This is a genomic window from Verrucosispora sioxanthis, assembly GCF_010560025.1.
Lineage (GTDB): Bacteria > Actinomycetota > Actinomycetes > Mycobacteriales > Micromonosporaceae > Micromonospora > Micromonospora palythoicola.
Genome location: NZ_SAIY01000006.1, coordinates 137,538 through 149,931, shown reverse-complemented (window position 1 = coordinate 149,931; position 12,394 = coordinate 137,538). Strand labels below are relative to the sequence as shown.

General features: G+C 72.1%; 13 protein-coding genes and 1 pseudogene. 8 read left to right on the top strand and 6 right to left on the bottom strand.

Annotated elements, in window-relative coordinates:
* Nucleotide 1 precedes the first annotated feature (1 nt).
* A complete protein-coding gene (locus ENC19_RS19180) occupies nucleotides 2-829 on the top strand; it encodes a BKACE family enzyme (protein WP_164448515.1) in 828 nt (275 codons plus the stop codon).
* A 93-nt stretch (nucleotides 830-922) separates the two neighbouring features.
* Entirely contained in the window at nucleotides 923-1,882 is a 960-nt protein-coding gene (locus ENC19_RS19175) for an asparaginase (RefSeq protein WP_164448514.1), read from the top strand.
* A gap of 108 nt (nucleotides 1,883-1,990) precedes the next feature.
* Here the strand turns inward: ENC19_RS19175 and ENC19_RS19170 are convergent, their stop codons facing one another.
* Entirely contained in the window at nucleotides 1,991-2,788 is a 798-nt protein-coding gene (locus ENC19_RS19170) for an alpha/beta fold hydrolase (RefSeq protein ID WP_164448513.1), read from the bottom strand.
* A 111-nt stretch (nucleotides 2,789-2,899) separates the two neighbouring features.
* On the opposite strand from ENC19_RS19170, the gene ENC19_RS19165 reads away from it, so the two are divergent.
* The 5 genes and pseudogenes from ENC19_RS19165 (at nucleotide 2,900) to ENC19_RS19145 (ending at nucleotide 6,747) form a co-directional block, all read left to right on the top strand.
* Nucleotides 2,900-3,556: a helix-turn-helix domain-containing protein gene (locus ENC19_RS19165; protein WP_164448512.1), complete on the top strand. Its 657-nt coding sequence runs from the start codon at nucleotides 2,900-2,902 to the stop codon at nucleotides 3,554-3,556.
* 2 nt (nucleotides 3,557-3,558) lie between these two features.
* Nucleotides 3,559-4,356 carry a hypothetical protein gene (locus ENC19_RS19160; protein WP_164448511.1) on the top strand — a complete coding sequence of 266 codons (798 nt, stop codon included), beginning with the start codon at nucleotides 3,559-3,561 and terminating at the stop codon, nucleotides 4,354-4,356.
* Between the two features lie 70 nt (nucleotides 4,357-4,426).
* Nucleotides 4,427-4,741, top strand: coding sequence for a DUF2516 family protein (locus ENC19_RS19155; RefSeq protein ID WP_164448510.1), 315 nt, complete (start codon nucleotides 4,427-4,429; stop codon nucleotides 4,739-4,741).
* Nucleotides 4,738-5,616: pseudogene (locus ENC19_RS19150) on the top strand (alpha/beta fold hydrolase); the annotation flags it as partial. The gene ENC19_RS19155 and the pseudogene ENC19_RS19150, both read left to right, overlap by 4 nt.
* A gap of 216 nt (nucleotides 5,617-5,832) precedes the next feature.
* The gene (locus tag ENC19_RS19145) at nucleotides 5,833-6,747 is read left to right on the top strand and encodes an SDR family oxidoreductase (protein WP_164448509.1); all 915 of its coding nucleotides are present in this window, start codon (nucleotides 5,833-5,835) and stop codon (nucleotides 6,745-6,747) included.
* Nucleotides 6,748-6,809: 62 nt separating this feature from the next.
* Here ENC19_RS19145 and ENC19_RS19140 read toward each other — a convergent pair whose 3' ends face one another.
* Genes ENC19_RS19140 through ENC19_RS19120 form a run of 5 tightly spaced genes read right to left on the bottom strand, consistent with a single transcriptional unit; the run spans nucleotide 6,810 to nucleotide 11,443 of the window.
* Complete coding sequence (locus tag ENC19_RS19140; RefSeq protein WP_164448508.1) at nucleotides 6,810-7,808, bottom strand: helix-turn-helix transcriptional regulator; 999 nt, start codon at nucleotides 7,806-7,808, stop codon at nucleotides 6,810-6,812.
* A 6-nt stretch (nucleotides 7,809-7,814) separates the two neighbouring features.
* Complete coding sequence (locus ENC19_RS19135; protein WP_164448507.1) at nucleotides 7,815-8,465, bottom strand: response regulator; 651 nt, start codon at nucleotides 8,463-8,465, stop codon at nucleotides 7,815-7,817.
* Nucleotides 8,462-9,784 (bottom strand): sensor histidine kinase, encoded by a 1,323-nt coding sequence (locus ENC19_RS19130; RefSeq protein WP_235944926.1) that lies wholly within the window; start codon nucleotides 9,782-9,784, stop codon nucleotides 8,462-8,464. Before ENC19_RS19130 ends, ENC19_RS19135 begins: the two co-directional genes overlap by 4 nt.
* A gap of 4 nt (nucleotides 9,785-9,788) precedes the next feature.
* Nucleotides 9,789-10,523, bottom strand: coding sequence for an ABC transporter permease (locus ENC19_RS19125; RefSeq protein ID WP_164448506.1), 735 nt, complete (start codon nucleotides 10,521-10,523; stop codon nucleotides 9,789-9,791).
* An 11-nt stretch (nucleotides 10,524-10,534) separates the two neighbouring features.
* Nucleotides 10,535-11,443 (bottom strand): ABC transporter ATP-binding protein, encoded by a 909-nt coding sequence (locus ENC19_RS19120; RefSeq protein ID WP_164448505.1) that lies wholly within the window; start codon nucleotides 11,441-11,443, stop codon nucleotides 10,535-10,537.
* A 128-nt stretch (nucleotides 11,444-11,571) separates the two neighbouring features.
* Here ENC19_RS19120 and ENC19_RS19115 point away from each other — a divergent pair, with 128 nt between their 5' ends.
* The gene (locus tag ENC19_RS19115; protein WP_164448504.1) at nucleotides 11,572-12,393 is read left to right on the top strand and encodes an EI24 domain-containing protein; all 822 of its coding nucleotides are present in this window, start codon (nucleotides 11,572-11,574) and stop codon (nucleotides 12,391-12,393) included.
* The last annotated feature ends 1 nt before the right edge of the window (nucleotide 12,394 follow it).

Sequence of the window (12,394 nt, the reverse complement as noted above, 5' to 3'; positions counted from 1 at the left end):
CATGACGACAGGGACGTTGATCACGGTTGCCCCCACCGGCGCGGAGTCGGCGAAGACCGAGGTGCCGGCGCTGCCGGTGACCCTCGACGAGTTGCTGCTCACCGCCAAGGAGTGCGAGGCGCTGGGTGCCGCCGTGATCCACGTGCACATCCGGGACGACGAGGCCCGGCCGACCCTGGACCTGGGCCGGCTCCGCGCGACCGTGGCGGCGCTGCGGGAGAGCACCGATCTCATCGTGCAGCTGTCCACCGGAGGCGCGGTCACCGACCCCGAGGCCGACCGGCTCGCGGTGCTGGAGGCCGCACCGGACATGGCCTCCTGCACCATGGGTACGGTCAACTTCGGTGACGAGGTCTTCCTCAACCGGTGGGAGTTCGTCGTCGAGCTGCACACCCGGATGCAGGAGCGGGGCATCGTGCCCGAGTACGAGATCTTCGACCTCGGTCACCTCGGTGCCCTGCAGCGCCTGTTGGGGAAGTACGGCCTGCCGCACGGCGGCCACGTCCACGTCGACTTCGTGATGGGGGTGCCGGGCGGCATGCCGGGCACCACGGCGACGCTCGTGGCGGCTCAGCAGATGCTCCGGGACCTGCCGGAGGGCACCACGTTCTCGGCGACCGGCATCGGCCGTACCAGTCTTCCGGTGCTGCTCGCCGCGCTCTCGGCCGGCGGTCACCTGAGGGTCGGGATGGAGGACACGGTCACGTACGCGAAGGGCCGCCCGGTGGAGTCGAACATGCAACTGGTGGCGCGGGCGGTCGGCTTCGCCCAGCTCGCGCAGCGTCCACCGCTGAACACCGCCGAGGCCCGGGTGCTGCTCGGCCTGTAAGGCGCGGGTCGCCCGGCGTTCTTTACCCCCGGAGGTGGAGTACCAGCTCACCCCAGGGTGAGCGCGGCCGGACACCTCGGTACCGTCCACGTCGTGGGAAAGACGTACGAGGGCGGCGTGCCGCTCGCCGAGGTGGTCCGGTCCGGTTTCGTGGAGGGCGTGCACCGTGGCTCGGTGGTGGTGCTCGACAGCACCGGCGCACCGCTGGCCGCCGCGGGTGACATCACCTCGCCGATCTTCCCGCGCTCGTCGAACAAGCCGATGCAGGCGGTCGGCATGCTCCGCGCCGGGCTGTCGCTTACCGAACCCGCCGACCTGGCCATCGTCGCGGCCAGCCACGCGGGGGAGGAGTTCCACCTGGCCCGGGTCGCCGGGCTGCTCGCGGGTGCCGGTCTCGACGGGGACGACCTGCACTGCCCGCCGGATCTGCCGGTCGGCGATCTCGCGCGGATGGCGGTGCTGCGGGCCGGCGGCGGCCCGAGCCGGATCCAGATGAACTGCTCCGGCAAGCACGCCGGGATGCTGCTGACCTGCCGGTCCGCCGGTTGGCCGATGGAGGGCTACTGGCGTGCCGACCACCCGCTGCAGCGCCGGCTGCGTGACACGGTGGAGGAGTTCACCGGCGAGGAGGCGGTGGCCGTCGGCGTCGACGGCTGCGGCGCTCCGGTGCTGTCCGCGTCGTTGACCGGACTGGCCACGGCGTTCCTGCGGATGGTCGCCGCCGAAGGTGACACCGGGGCGGGGATGGTGGCCGACGCGATGCGGGCCCACCCGGAGGTGGTCGGCGGTACGCAGGCGGACGACACCCGACTGATGCGTGGCGTACCCGGACTGCTGGCGAAGATCGGCGCGGAGGGTGTCATCGCCGCGGCGCTGCCCGACGTCGGTGCCGTCGCGCTGAAGATCGACGACGGCGCCGGCCGCGCCCGGATGCCGGTCCTGGTCTCGGCCCTGCGCCGACTCGGCGTTGACGCCCCGGTCCTCACGGAGTTCGCCGAAATACCGATCTTCGGTGGCGCCCTCCCCGTAGGCGCCACCCGCCCCCTCTGGTAACCACCCACCCCACCCGCATCCCCACGACTCGTTGATCAAGACGTTTTGGTCGGGTTTCGCGCCGCTCCCGACCAAAACTTCTTGATCAACCGGAGAGGTGGGGGTGGTTTAGGGGAGGAAGGTTAGGAGGGGGGTGTTGATCTGGGTGGGGCGTTCGAGGGGGAGTAGGTGGGCGGCGTTCGGTACGTCGGGTAGGCGCACCGCCTGTCGAGCCTCCGCCGCGATGCGATCGGCCAGGTGACGGATGTCAGGCACGTCCGCCGCCCCGGCCGCGACCAGTACGGGCATGGTCAGCTCGGCCAGTCGCCCGATGGCCGGCGGGTCGAGTTCGGCCACGTCCACGGCGCTGAGTGCCAGCTCGGCGGCGAGCGCCCGTTCGTCCATCTCGGTGGCGAAGGCGACCAACTCCGGGTCGACGTCAGCGGGTTCGCGGTCCGGACCGACCACCCAGAACCGCACCTCACCCGCGGCCGTCGCGGCGAAGTCCTCCGGGTCGACGTCGCCGACCAGGTTCTCCCACAGCTCGTTCGTCTGCTCCGACCATTCGTGACCGGACACCGCGGTGCCGAGCAGGGCGAGGGCGCTCACCCGGTGCGGGTGGGCGAGCGCGGTGTCGATCGCCACCGCCCCGCCGAAGGAGCAGCCGACCAGGGCCGCGCTGGCCAACCCGAGGGCGTCGAGCAGGCCGACCACGTCGTCGTGGTGGGCGAAGGCGCTCGGCGGCAACTCGGACTCCCCGTAACCGCGTAGGTCGACAGTGATCACCCGGTGCCGGGTCGCGAGCGGTGCGATCTGGTCCCGCCACATACGGCGGTCGGCGATACCAGCGTGCAGCAGGACGACAGGCGATCCGGTGCCGGCCTCGTCGTACGCCAGCAGGGCTCCATTTACCTGGATCTTGGTCACCGCAGGACGGTACGACCGGGCGTGCGGGGTTCGCAAGCGGGTGATGAGACGTTGCTAACTCCGGCTAGCACTTTGCTTGCAGCTGCTAGCAGGGCGGGCTAGCGTTGAGTCATGGCCACTCCCAAGGACCTTCCCGACGTCGGCGGGTTCATTCGTGATCTGCGGCGGAATGCGAAGATTTCGCTTCGGCAACTGGCCGAGCAGGCGGGGGTCAGCAACCCCTACCTCAGCCAGATCGAACGAGGCCTGCGCCGGCCCAGCGCCGAGGTGCTCCAGCAGCTCGCCAGCGCGTTGCGGGTCTCCACTCCGGCGATGTACCTGCGGGCCGGTCTGCTCGACGACAAGGAGGGCCAGGGCGTGCTGGCCGCCATCGCCGTCGACCCGGACCTGACGATGGCCCAGAAACAGTCCCTGACCCAGATATATGAGACATTCCGCCGGGAGAACTCGCGGCTGGCCGAGGCGACCGCGACGATGACCGGCGCGAGCGGCGAGGGCGACGCGCCCACCACGGGCGACCGGGCCGGCGGCTCCGTCGCGAGCGGCGCGGCCGGCGTCTCCGACGCGGCTGACGTCACCGCCCCCGACGTGGCGAATCTGGCCGCGACCGGGCCCACCACCACGGCGGGCACCCCGACCGAGGCGGTGCTCGAATCGGTCGCCGTGACCGAGGCGGGTTCCGCGCCCGCTCCGAACAGCACCCCAGCCAGGAAGGCCGCCCGCAAGGTGGTCCGCAAGACCGCGACCGCGGTCCAGGAGGAGAAGTAGTCATGACCCAGCCGAAGACCAACCGCATTCCTGCCCCGATCTACGCCGCGGCCGGCGCCGGTGAACTGGCCCTGCAGCAGCTGCGCAGACTGCCCACCGTGGTCGGTGAGCTGCGTGACCGTGCCGTCGCCGACGGTGGCCGGGTCGTCAGCGAACTCGGCGGCAAGGCCGTCGTCACCGGTTTCGAGCTGCGCCAGAAGGCCAACGACACGCTGCGCAACGCCAACCGGACGGCCGAGTCGCTGCGGCAGAAGGCCGCGCCAGCGGCCGACCTGAACCGGCTGCGCGAGCACGCCGACCTGGCCAAGCTCCGCGAGGCGGCGGATCTGCACAAGCTGCGCGAGACGGCCGATCTGAACAAGCTGCGTGGGGCGGCCGATCTGGACCGGCTGCGCGAGCTGGCCACCCGTAACGCGGCCGCCGTCGTCGCCGGCGCCCAGGCCGCTCAGGAGCGGGCGCTGGCCGCGTACGGGGCGCTGGTGGCGCGGGGTGAGCGGGTCGTCGGCACCGGTGTGCTGGAGGTCGCCGACACGGTGAACACCGACATCGAGGCGACCGAGGCCAGCGTTGCCGCCGCGCCTGCCGCTCCCGCCGAGGAGACCGCACCGGCCGCCGTCAAGCAGGCCGACGCCGCACCGGCCGAGGTGCCGAGCCCGGCCGAGGTGGCCGAGATCGTGGAGGCCAAGCCGGCTGCCGCGAAGAAGACCACCCGGGCGAAGTCGACCACCCGGCAGACCGCCGCCAAGCGGACCGACAGCCCGTCGGCGAAGCTCCCCCGGGGCGCCAAGCGGAGCCAGTGAGTCAGCAGCCGGCGACCCCGGGACCGTCCTGTCGCCACGGACCCGGGGTCGCCGGCATAAGCTTGCCGTCATGGCCAACGCCGCGCCGATCTTCGTCTTCGACGTCCGCTACGTGATCGAGCTGATCCTGTTCGTCTTCGCGCTTGTCGTGCAGGGGGTGGCTCTCGTGCACGCCGTGACGCAACGTTCCGATGCGTTCCCGGCCATCGGGACCCTGCCGAAGGGCGGCTGGATCGCGATCCTGGCGGTCACTCTCCTGCTCACCCTGCTCACCCGCTCCACCCTCAGCATCTTCGGGCTGATCGGGGTGGCGGCGGCGCTGATCTACCTGCTCGACGTCCGGGTCGGGCTACGTGACCTCGGCGACAACCGAGGGTCCTGGTGAGAGCTTTCCGCTGGCCACCACCACCGGACGGTGGACCGCGCACCTGGGGGCCCGGCCCGGGTGCCCCGCGCAGCGGCCGGCCGCCGTTGCCCGACCCGGAGACCGAACTGGTCGCCACCCCGCACGGCGTACGACTGGAGCGGCTGGTCACCGGCGTCGGTGACCCGGTCACCGTCTTCGCGCACGGGCTGGCCAACGGCATCGCCACCACCCGACCCTTCGGCAGCGGCGTCACCGGTCGCCGGGTCTTCTTCCAGTTCCGTGGCCATGGCCGTTCCGACGCGCCCGACGGGCCGTGGAGCTATCTGGACCTGGCCCGCGACCTGCGGGCGATCGCCGACCTCAGCGGTGCCACCCGCGCCTTCGGGGCCAGCCTGGGTGCCGGTGCGCTGTGCCGGCTGCTCGCCGAGAGCCCGGAACGGTTCGAGCGGCTGGTCTTCTTCCTGCCCGCCGCGCTCGACCGGCCACGCGGACCGCTCGCCCGAGCCCGGCTGACCGAGCTGTTGTCGGCGGTGGAGAGTGGGGACGCCTCGGCGGCGGCGGAGGTCGTCTCCACCGAGCTGCCACCGGCCGTACGCAACACGCCGGCCGGCTGGGCCTACCTGCGGCAACGGCTGGACCACCTGCTGCGCGACGGCCTCGCCGCCGGGGCTTGTCGAGCTGCCGGAGCAGGCCCCGCTGCCCGACGCCGGCGTGCTCGCCCGGGTGACTGCGCCGGTGCTTGTCATCGCTGCCGAGGGCGACGAGCTGCACCTGGTGGAGGTGGCCGAACAGCTCGCCGCCGTGCTGCCCCGCCACCCTGACCGCTACGACTGTCCCGGGGTGCTCTGACGGAACGCGCCGACCCGTCCCGCCGCATCGCCGACTCCCTCAACGGCCAGCCTGCCGCCTGCCCCCTGGCGTGGGCGCCCGCCGCCCGCCGCCCGTGGGATGCGGCATGTCGCGGCATCCGGCGCGCGGGACGGCGCGACATGCGGCATGCCGTGACGTCCCGCGCGCGGGAAGGCCCGACATACCGCATCGTGTGGGTCACAGCCGTAGTCGCGAATACCTGCCACCAGGTGGCAGGTATTGCTGGCAGCGTGAGACGCATGACGAAACCGCTCATCGGAACGGTCGCGCTCGTCGCCGGTGCCACCCGGGGCGCCGGCCGGCAGATCGCCGTGCAACTCGGCGCCGCGGGAGCCACCGTGTACGCGACCGGCCGCAGCAGCCGCGCGGGCCGCTCCGAACTGGACCGCCCGGAAACCATCGAGGAGACCGCCGAACTGGTCACCGCGGCCGGCGGCACCGGCATCCCGGTCCGGGTCGACCACCTGGTGCCCGACGAGGTGCGGGACCTGGTCGCCCGGATCGACGCCGAGCAGGGCCGGCTCGACGTGCTGGTCAACGACGTGTGGGGGGCCGATCCGCTGATCACCTGGGAGAAGCCGGTGTGGGAGCAGCCACTCGACGCCGGCTTCCGCACCCTGCGGCTGGCCGTCGACACGCACGTGATCACCAGTCACTTCGCGTTGCCGCTGCTGATCCGCCGCCCCGGTGGCCTGGTGGTCGAGATCGGTGACGGCACGAAGGCGTACAACGACGAGAACTACCGGCTCTCGGTCTTCTACGACCTGGCCAAGACCTCGGTCAACCGGCTCGCCTTCAGCTGGGCCCACGAAGTCAGGCCGCACGGCGGAACGGCGGTCGCGCTCACTCCGGGCTGGATCCGTTCCGAGGCGATGTTGGAGCACTTCGGCGTCACCGAGGCCAACTGGCGCGACGGCGCGGCCAAGGACCCGCACTTCCTCATCTCGGAGACCCCGGCGTTCGTCGGCCGGGCGGTCGCCGCGCTCGCCGCCGACCCGGACCGGGCGCGCTGGAGCGGCCGGTCCGTCTCCGCCGGGGAACTGGCCCAGGTGTACGGCTTCACCGACGTCGACGGCTCCCAGCCGGACGCCTTCCGCTACATCAGTGAGGTGGTCGACGCCGGCAGACCCGCCGACGTCACCGGCTACCGCTGATCCTCCCGCCCCGGTGTCCGCCCGTCTGAGCGGACCGACCGGCACTCTCCCGCCCGGCCGTACTACGCCGGCCGGTCGGGAGACCGGTCCTCGGCGGAGTACAGCGTGGCGGCCCTGATGGCCGCCTCGGCCAGCCGCGCCCGTAACTCCGCTGGCTCGATCACCTCCACCTCCGGACCGAGCGCGAGGAGTTGGGTGTAGGCCACGTCGACGGACTCGACGGGCAGGCGGGTCCGTACCCAGCCCTGCCCGTCGGGTTCGTCCGCGGCGGCGACCGCCGCCTCGTACCCGAACGGGAACTCGGCGAGGTGCCGGAGCCGGCGCAGGCCGGCGGGGCTCAGCCGGATCGTCACCTCGGCCCGCAGCATGCCGCGCAGGAACTCCTCAGCCCGCGCCCGCCAGTGGCCGGCCAGGTCGAATCCCGGATCCCGGTCGAAGCCCTCCTCGTGTGACTCGACCGCGGTGACCCGATCCACCCGGTAGGTGCGCACGTCCTCGCCGACCCGACCCACCAGATACCAGGTACCGCTCTTGAGGACCAGGCCGTACGGGCAGACCCGACGGACGACCTCGTGTTCCCCGCGCCGGTAGCGCAGGGTCACCACCCGGTCCCGCCAGACCGCGCCGGCCAGCTCGGCCAACCACCGCGGCGGTGCGGTCTCGCGGTACCAGCCCGGCACGTCGAGATGGAACCGCTGGCCGGTGCGTGCCGGGGCGTCGCGCAGGCTCGGCGGTAGTGCCGCGAGAACCTTCAGTTCCGCCGCCGCCACCGCGTCGGCCAACCCCATGTCACCGGCCGGGCCGGGCAGCCCGGCCAGGAACAGGGCCTCCGCCTCGTCCCGGGTCATGCCGGTCAGCCGGGTCCGGAAGCCGCCGAGCAGCCGGTAGCCGCCGGCCCGCCCCCGGTCGGCGTAGATCGGCACGCCGGCGGCGGAGAGCGCCAGCACGTCCCGGTAGACCGTCCGCTCGGACACCTCCAGCTCGCGGGCCAGCTCGGCCGCCGTCAACACCTCACGGGCCTGCAACAACAGCAGCAGGGAGAGCAACCGCGACGCCCGCACCGACGCTCACCGTCCACCGGGGGTCAACAACCCCCGGTCGTACGCGACCGCGACCGCGGCGGCCCGGTCGTTGACCCCGAGCTTGGCGTAGACGTGCAGCAGGTGGGTCTTCACCGTGGCCTCGCTGATGAACAGGCGCGCGGCGGCCTCGCGGTTGGACGAGCCCCTGGCCACCAGGGTGAGCACCTCCAACTCGCGTTGGCTCAGCGGTTCCTCTGCTGGCCGACGGGGCGTCCGCAGGCGACCCATCAGCCGGCCGGCCACGCTTGGCGAGAGCACCGACTCCCCTCGGGCGGCGGCGCGTACCGCCCGGACCAGTTCGTCGCGGGGCGCGTCCTTGAGCAGGTAGCCGGTAGCACCGGCCTCGATTGCCGGGAGCACGTCCGCGTCGGTGTCGTACGTGGTCAGTACCAGCACCTTCGCCGGGCTGTCGGCTTCGACCAGGCAGCCGATCGCGGTCACCCCGTCCATCCCCGGCATCCGCAGGTCCATCAGCACCACGTCGGGGCGGCTGCGGGCGGCCATCGTCAGGGCCTCGGCGCCGTCCGCCGCCTCGCCGACCACCTCGAACCCGGGGTCACCGGCGAACATGCCGCGCAGCCCGTCGCGCACCACCGGGTGATCGTCGACGATGAGCAGGCGCACCGGATCGGTCATGCGGCGGCTCCGGGCAGGGCCGGTACGGAGGCCGAGACGGCGGTGCCGCCCCCCGGTTCGGACTCGACGGCCAACTCGCCACCGACCCGGTTGACCCGCTGCCGCATCGCGGTGAGGCCGTAGCTGCCGTTCTCGTTCGGGACTGCCGAGCGGCTGGTCAGGTCGAATCCCGTTCCGTCATCGCGGACGTCCAGGGTCACCACGTCCGACATGTACGACAGGGTGAGCCCGACCCGGGAAGCGGCAGCGTGTCGGGCCACGTTGCTCAATGCCTCCTGCGCCGCCCGCAGCAACGTCACCTCGATCTCCGGGTGCAGCGGGCGGGGCGTCCCGGTGGTGCTGACGCTGGCCGTCACCCCGTGCACGGCCGACCAGCGGTCACCGAGTTCGGCGAGCGCGTCGGGCAGCCGGGCCGTCTCCAGCGGCTCGGGGCGCAGCGCCCGGACCGATCGGCGGGCCTCGGTGAGGCTCTCCCGGGCCAGTGCCAACGCATTGTCCACGTGCCGCCGCCAGTCGGCGGAACGGTCGCGGGTCTGCTCGGCCGCCTCTAGTTGGGTGATGATGCCGGTCAGCCCCTGGGCCAGGGTGTCGTGGATCTCCCGCGCCATCCGCTGCCGCTCGTCCAGCACCCCCGCTTCGCGCGCCTGGGTGATGAGTTGGGCGTGCAGCCCCTCGTTCTCCTGGATCGTCTCGGCGAGTTGGCGGTTGGTGGCGGCGAGTTCCGCCACCAGCCGCTTGCGCCTGGCGTCCTCCCGTTCGCCGACAAGGTTGAACCAGCTCACCGCACCGGCCAGGGCCAGGTTGACAAGCACCAGCACCAGCCACAGCGGCCAGTTCGACCACGAGGACGGCAGGCCGCCGCCCTGCGCGGTGGCGATCAGCACGGCGGTCGCGGCCATCCCGACGAAGCGCCATCGTCCGTCGAGCACCAGGAAGGCGTGCAGGAAGCCGACCCAGGCGAAGAAGCCGTACCACGGGCTCGCGGTCACCAGGACGGCGGCGAAGGCCAGCAGCCCGACGTAGTAGAGCGTCATCGACCCCCGTCGTCCCGGCCACCGCGGAGACAGGATGACGAACCAGGTGACCCAGCAGGCGGTCAACCCGGCGACGACCAGGGTGGGCAGCATCGGCAGCCCGCGCGGTGCCGGTGCGAAGGCGGCCAGCAGCGAGCCGACGAGCAGTCCGCCGTAGGGCAGGAGGCGGTGCAGCCGCGCCTCCCGCGCCCGCCAGTTGGCCAGTCGGTGATCGTGGGTGGGCAGGGCGTCGTCGCGGCCAGCCGTCCGGTCCCCGCCGCCGCTCGTCCCGTCCCCGCCCATCATGCGCTCACTCCCAGCGGAACAGCTTCGCCGCTGCGGCACCGGCCGCCACGGCGATCACGGCCATTATCCCCAGGTGCAGCGGGTGCGGTGCGGTGCCGGTCCAGGCGTCGAGCAGCGCCTGGATCCCGGGCGGCGTGTAGGCGCCGACGTCGGCCAGGAAGTCGGGCAGCAGGAACCGGGGCAGGTACACCCCACCGAGGAACATGACCACGATGAACAGCGGTACGGCCAGCGCCTGGGCCGACTTGGCGGTGGGCGCGACCGCCGCCACCAGCAGCCCCACCGCGAGCAGTGCGGCCGTACCCAGGACGAGTGCCGCCGCGAACCCGAGCGGGTGCTGTGGCAACGGGGTGTCGAACGCCAGCCGGGCGACCACCGCGAGGAGCACCGCGCTGACCAGGATGCCCGTCAGGGCCAGCATGAGTTGAGCGGCCAGCAGTGCCAGTGGACTCGCCGGTGTGGTGGCCAGCCGACGCAGGATGCCGCGCTCCCGGTAGGTGGCCAGCACGGTGGGCAGGGCGTTGATGCCGACCATGGCCAGTGTGATCACCAACAGTGAGGGGGTGAAGTAGGTCACGAAGGACTGGTTGCCGAGGTCCGGACTGGGCTCGCGGAGCGAGGGAATCAGCCCGAGCACCACCAGGATCAAGGTCGGCAGGGCGATGGTGAGCACAAGCGTCGGGATGTCCCGCAGGTGCAGCTTCGCCTCGGTCCTGAGGATCTGGCGGAAGGCGTGCATCGGGTCCTCCTTCAGTCGACGAACCGGCGCCCGGTCAGCTCGACGAACGCGTCGTCGAGCGTGGCCTGCTCCAGCCGTAGGTCGGCGGCGACGATCTGGTGGCGGGCAAGCACCGAGGTGACCGCGTGCAGCACCTCGCCGGTGCCGGTCACCAGGATCTGGCTGCCGCTGCGTGTAACGGCCGTGACCTGCGGCAGGTCGGTCAGCAGCCGGTCGTCGAACGGTGCTGAGGGGCGAAACCGGATGCGCTGCTCGGGCGTGACGGTCGAGACCAGCCCGGCGGGGCTGTCCAGGGCCACCACCCGCCCCTTGTCGATCACGGCCAAGCGGTCGCAGAGCCGTTCGGCCTCCTCCATGAAGTGGGTGACCAGCAGGATGGTCACCCCGCGATCCCGGACCCGTTCGATCAGGCCCCAGGTGTCCCGGCGGGCCTGCGGATCCAGCCCGGTGGTCAGCTCGTCCAGGATGGCGATCCGCGGGTTGCCGACGAGCGCCAACGCGATGGAGAGCCGCTGCTTCTGGCCACCGGAGAGCTTCTCGTACGGGGTGTCCCGCTTCCCGTCGAGACCCAACTCGTCGAGCAACTGCGCCGGGTCGGCCGGCTCGCGGTAGAACGACGCGTAGAGCGTCAGCGCCTCAGCGACCCGGAGCCGGTCGGGCAGTCGGCTCTCCTGAAGTTGCACCCCGACCTGGTGGCGCAACCGGGTGGCGTCCCGGCGGGGGTCGAGCCCGAGGACCGACACCCCGCCCCCGTCTGGGACGCGCAAGCCGGCGACGCACTCCACCGTGGTGGTCTTACCGGCACCGTTCGGGCCGAGTACGCCGAAGATCTCGCCGGCCTCGACGTCGAACGACACGTCGCGCACCGCCACCGTCTCGCCGTAACGCTTGTGCAGGCTGGTCACCTCGATGACCGGCATGGCAACCGCCTCTCGCCGTCGCTTTCGGCTACCACTCAAGGGTGGCGAGGAGCGGCCGGCGACGAATCGACCGGCTGGAGGTGATCTTGATCGGCTCCGGTTGATTCCGGTGATCCGTCAACCGGTGGATGCGTCGGCGAGTGACTACGCTCCTGGGCGTGCACGCATCCGAGCTTCCCTCCACCGCCGTGGGCGCCGGTCGCCGCTTCCTCGGCGGGGCCACGCTCCTGCTGCGGGGCGTCCGCCTGTACGTACGCAGCCCAGGTCTGATGCTGCTCGGCGTCATTCCGGCGCTGATCTCCGGGGCGATCTTCCTGACCGCGTACGCTCTCCTGGTCTTCTTCGTCGACGACCTGGCCGCCGCGGCCACCCCGTTCGCCGACGACTGGGCGACGACGCCGCGCAGCGCGGTCCGGGTGGTCGCCGGGCTGGCCTTCCTCGGTCTCGGTGGCCTGCTCACCGTCCTCACCTTCACGGCGGTCACCCTGGTCATCGGCGATCCGTTCTACGAGAAGATCTCGGAGCGGGTGGAGCGACGCTACGGCGGTACGCCGGACGAGGTCGAGGTGCCGTTCTGGCCGTCGCTGCGGCGCAGCGCCGCCGACTCGCTCCGCCTGGTCGCCCTGGCGGCGCTGTTCGGTCTGCCGTTGTTCGCCGCCGGCTTCATTCCGCTCGTCGGCCAGACCGTGGTGCCGGTCATCGGCGCGGCGGTGGGCGGCTGGCTGCTCGCCGTGGAACTGACCGGCGCGCCCTTCTCCCGGCGCGGCAAGCGACTGCCGCACCGGCGCGCCGCGCTGAAGGCGGACCGCCCCACCGCACTCGGCTTCGGGGTCGCGGTCTTCGTCTGTTTCCTGATCCCGCTCGGCGCCGTACTGCTGATGCCGGCCGCGGTGGCCGGTGCCACCCTGTTGGCCCGCCGTTCGCTCGGCCAACCCATCACGGAGGGCTGAC

Excerpts from the sequence above, each read along its gene's own strand:
- ENC19_RS19180 (WP_164448515.1), top strand. The coding sequence starts at position 2 with ATGACGACAGGGACGTTGATCACGGTTGCCCCCACCGGCGCGGAGTCG.
- ENC19_RS19165 (WP_164448512.1), top strand. The coding sequence starts at position 2,900 with ATGGCCACTCCCAAGGACCTTCCCGACGTCGGCGGGTTCATTCGTGAT.
- ENC19_RS19160 (WP_164448511.1), top strand. The coding sequence starts at position 3,559 with ATGACCCAGCCGAAGACCAACCGCATTCCTGCCCCGATCTACGCCGCG.
- ENC19_RS19155 (WP_164448510.1), top strand. The coding sequence starts at position 4,427 with ATGGCCAACGCCGCGCCGATCTTCGTCTTCGACGTCCGCTACGTGATC.
- ENC19_RS19145 (WP_164448509.1), top strand. The coding sequence starts at position 5,833 with ATGACGAAACCGCTCATCGGAACGGTCGCGCTCGTCGCCGGTGCCACC.
- ENC19_RS19135 (WP_164448507.1), bottom strand. The coding sequence starts at position 8,465 with ATGACCGATCCGGTGCGCCTGCTCATCGTCGACGATCACCCGGTGGTG.
- ENC19_RS19130 (WP_235944926.1), bottom strand. The coding sequence starts at position 9,784 with ATGATGGGCGGGGACGGGACGAGCGGCGGCGGGGACCGGACGGCTGGC.
- ENC19_RS19125 (WP_164448506.1), bottom strand. The coding sequence starts at position 10,523 with ATGCACGCCTTCCGCCAGATCCTCAGGACCGAGGCGAAGCTGCACCTG.
- ENC19_RS19120 (WP_164448505.1), bottom strand. The coding sequence starts at position 11,443 with ATGCCGGTCATCGAGGTGACCAGCCTGCACAAGCGTTACGGCGAGACG.
- ENC19_RS19115 (WP_164448504.1), top strand. The coding sequence starts at position 11,572 with ATGCGTCGGCGAGTGACTACGCTCCTGGGCGTGCACGCATCCGAGCTT.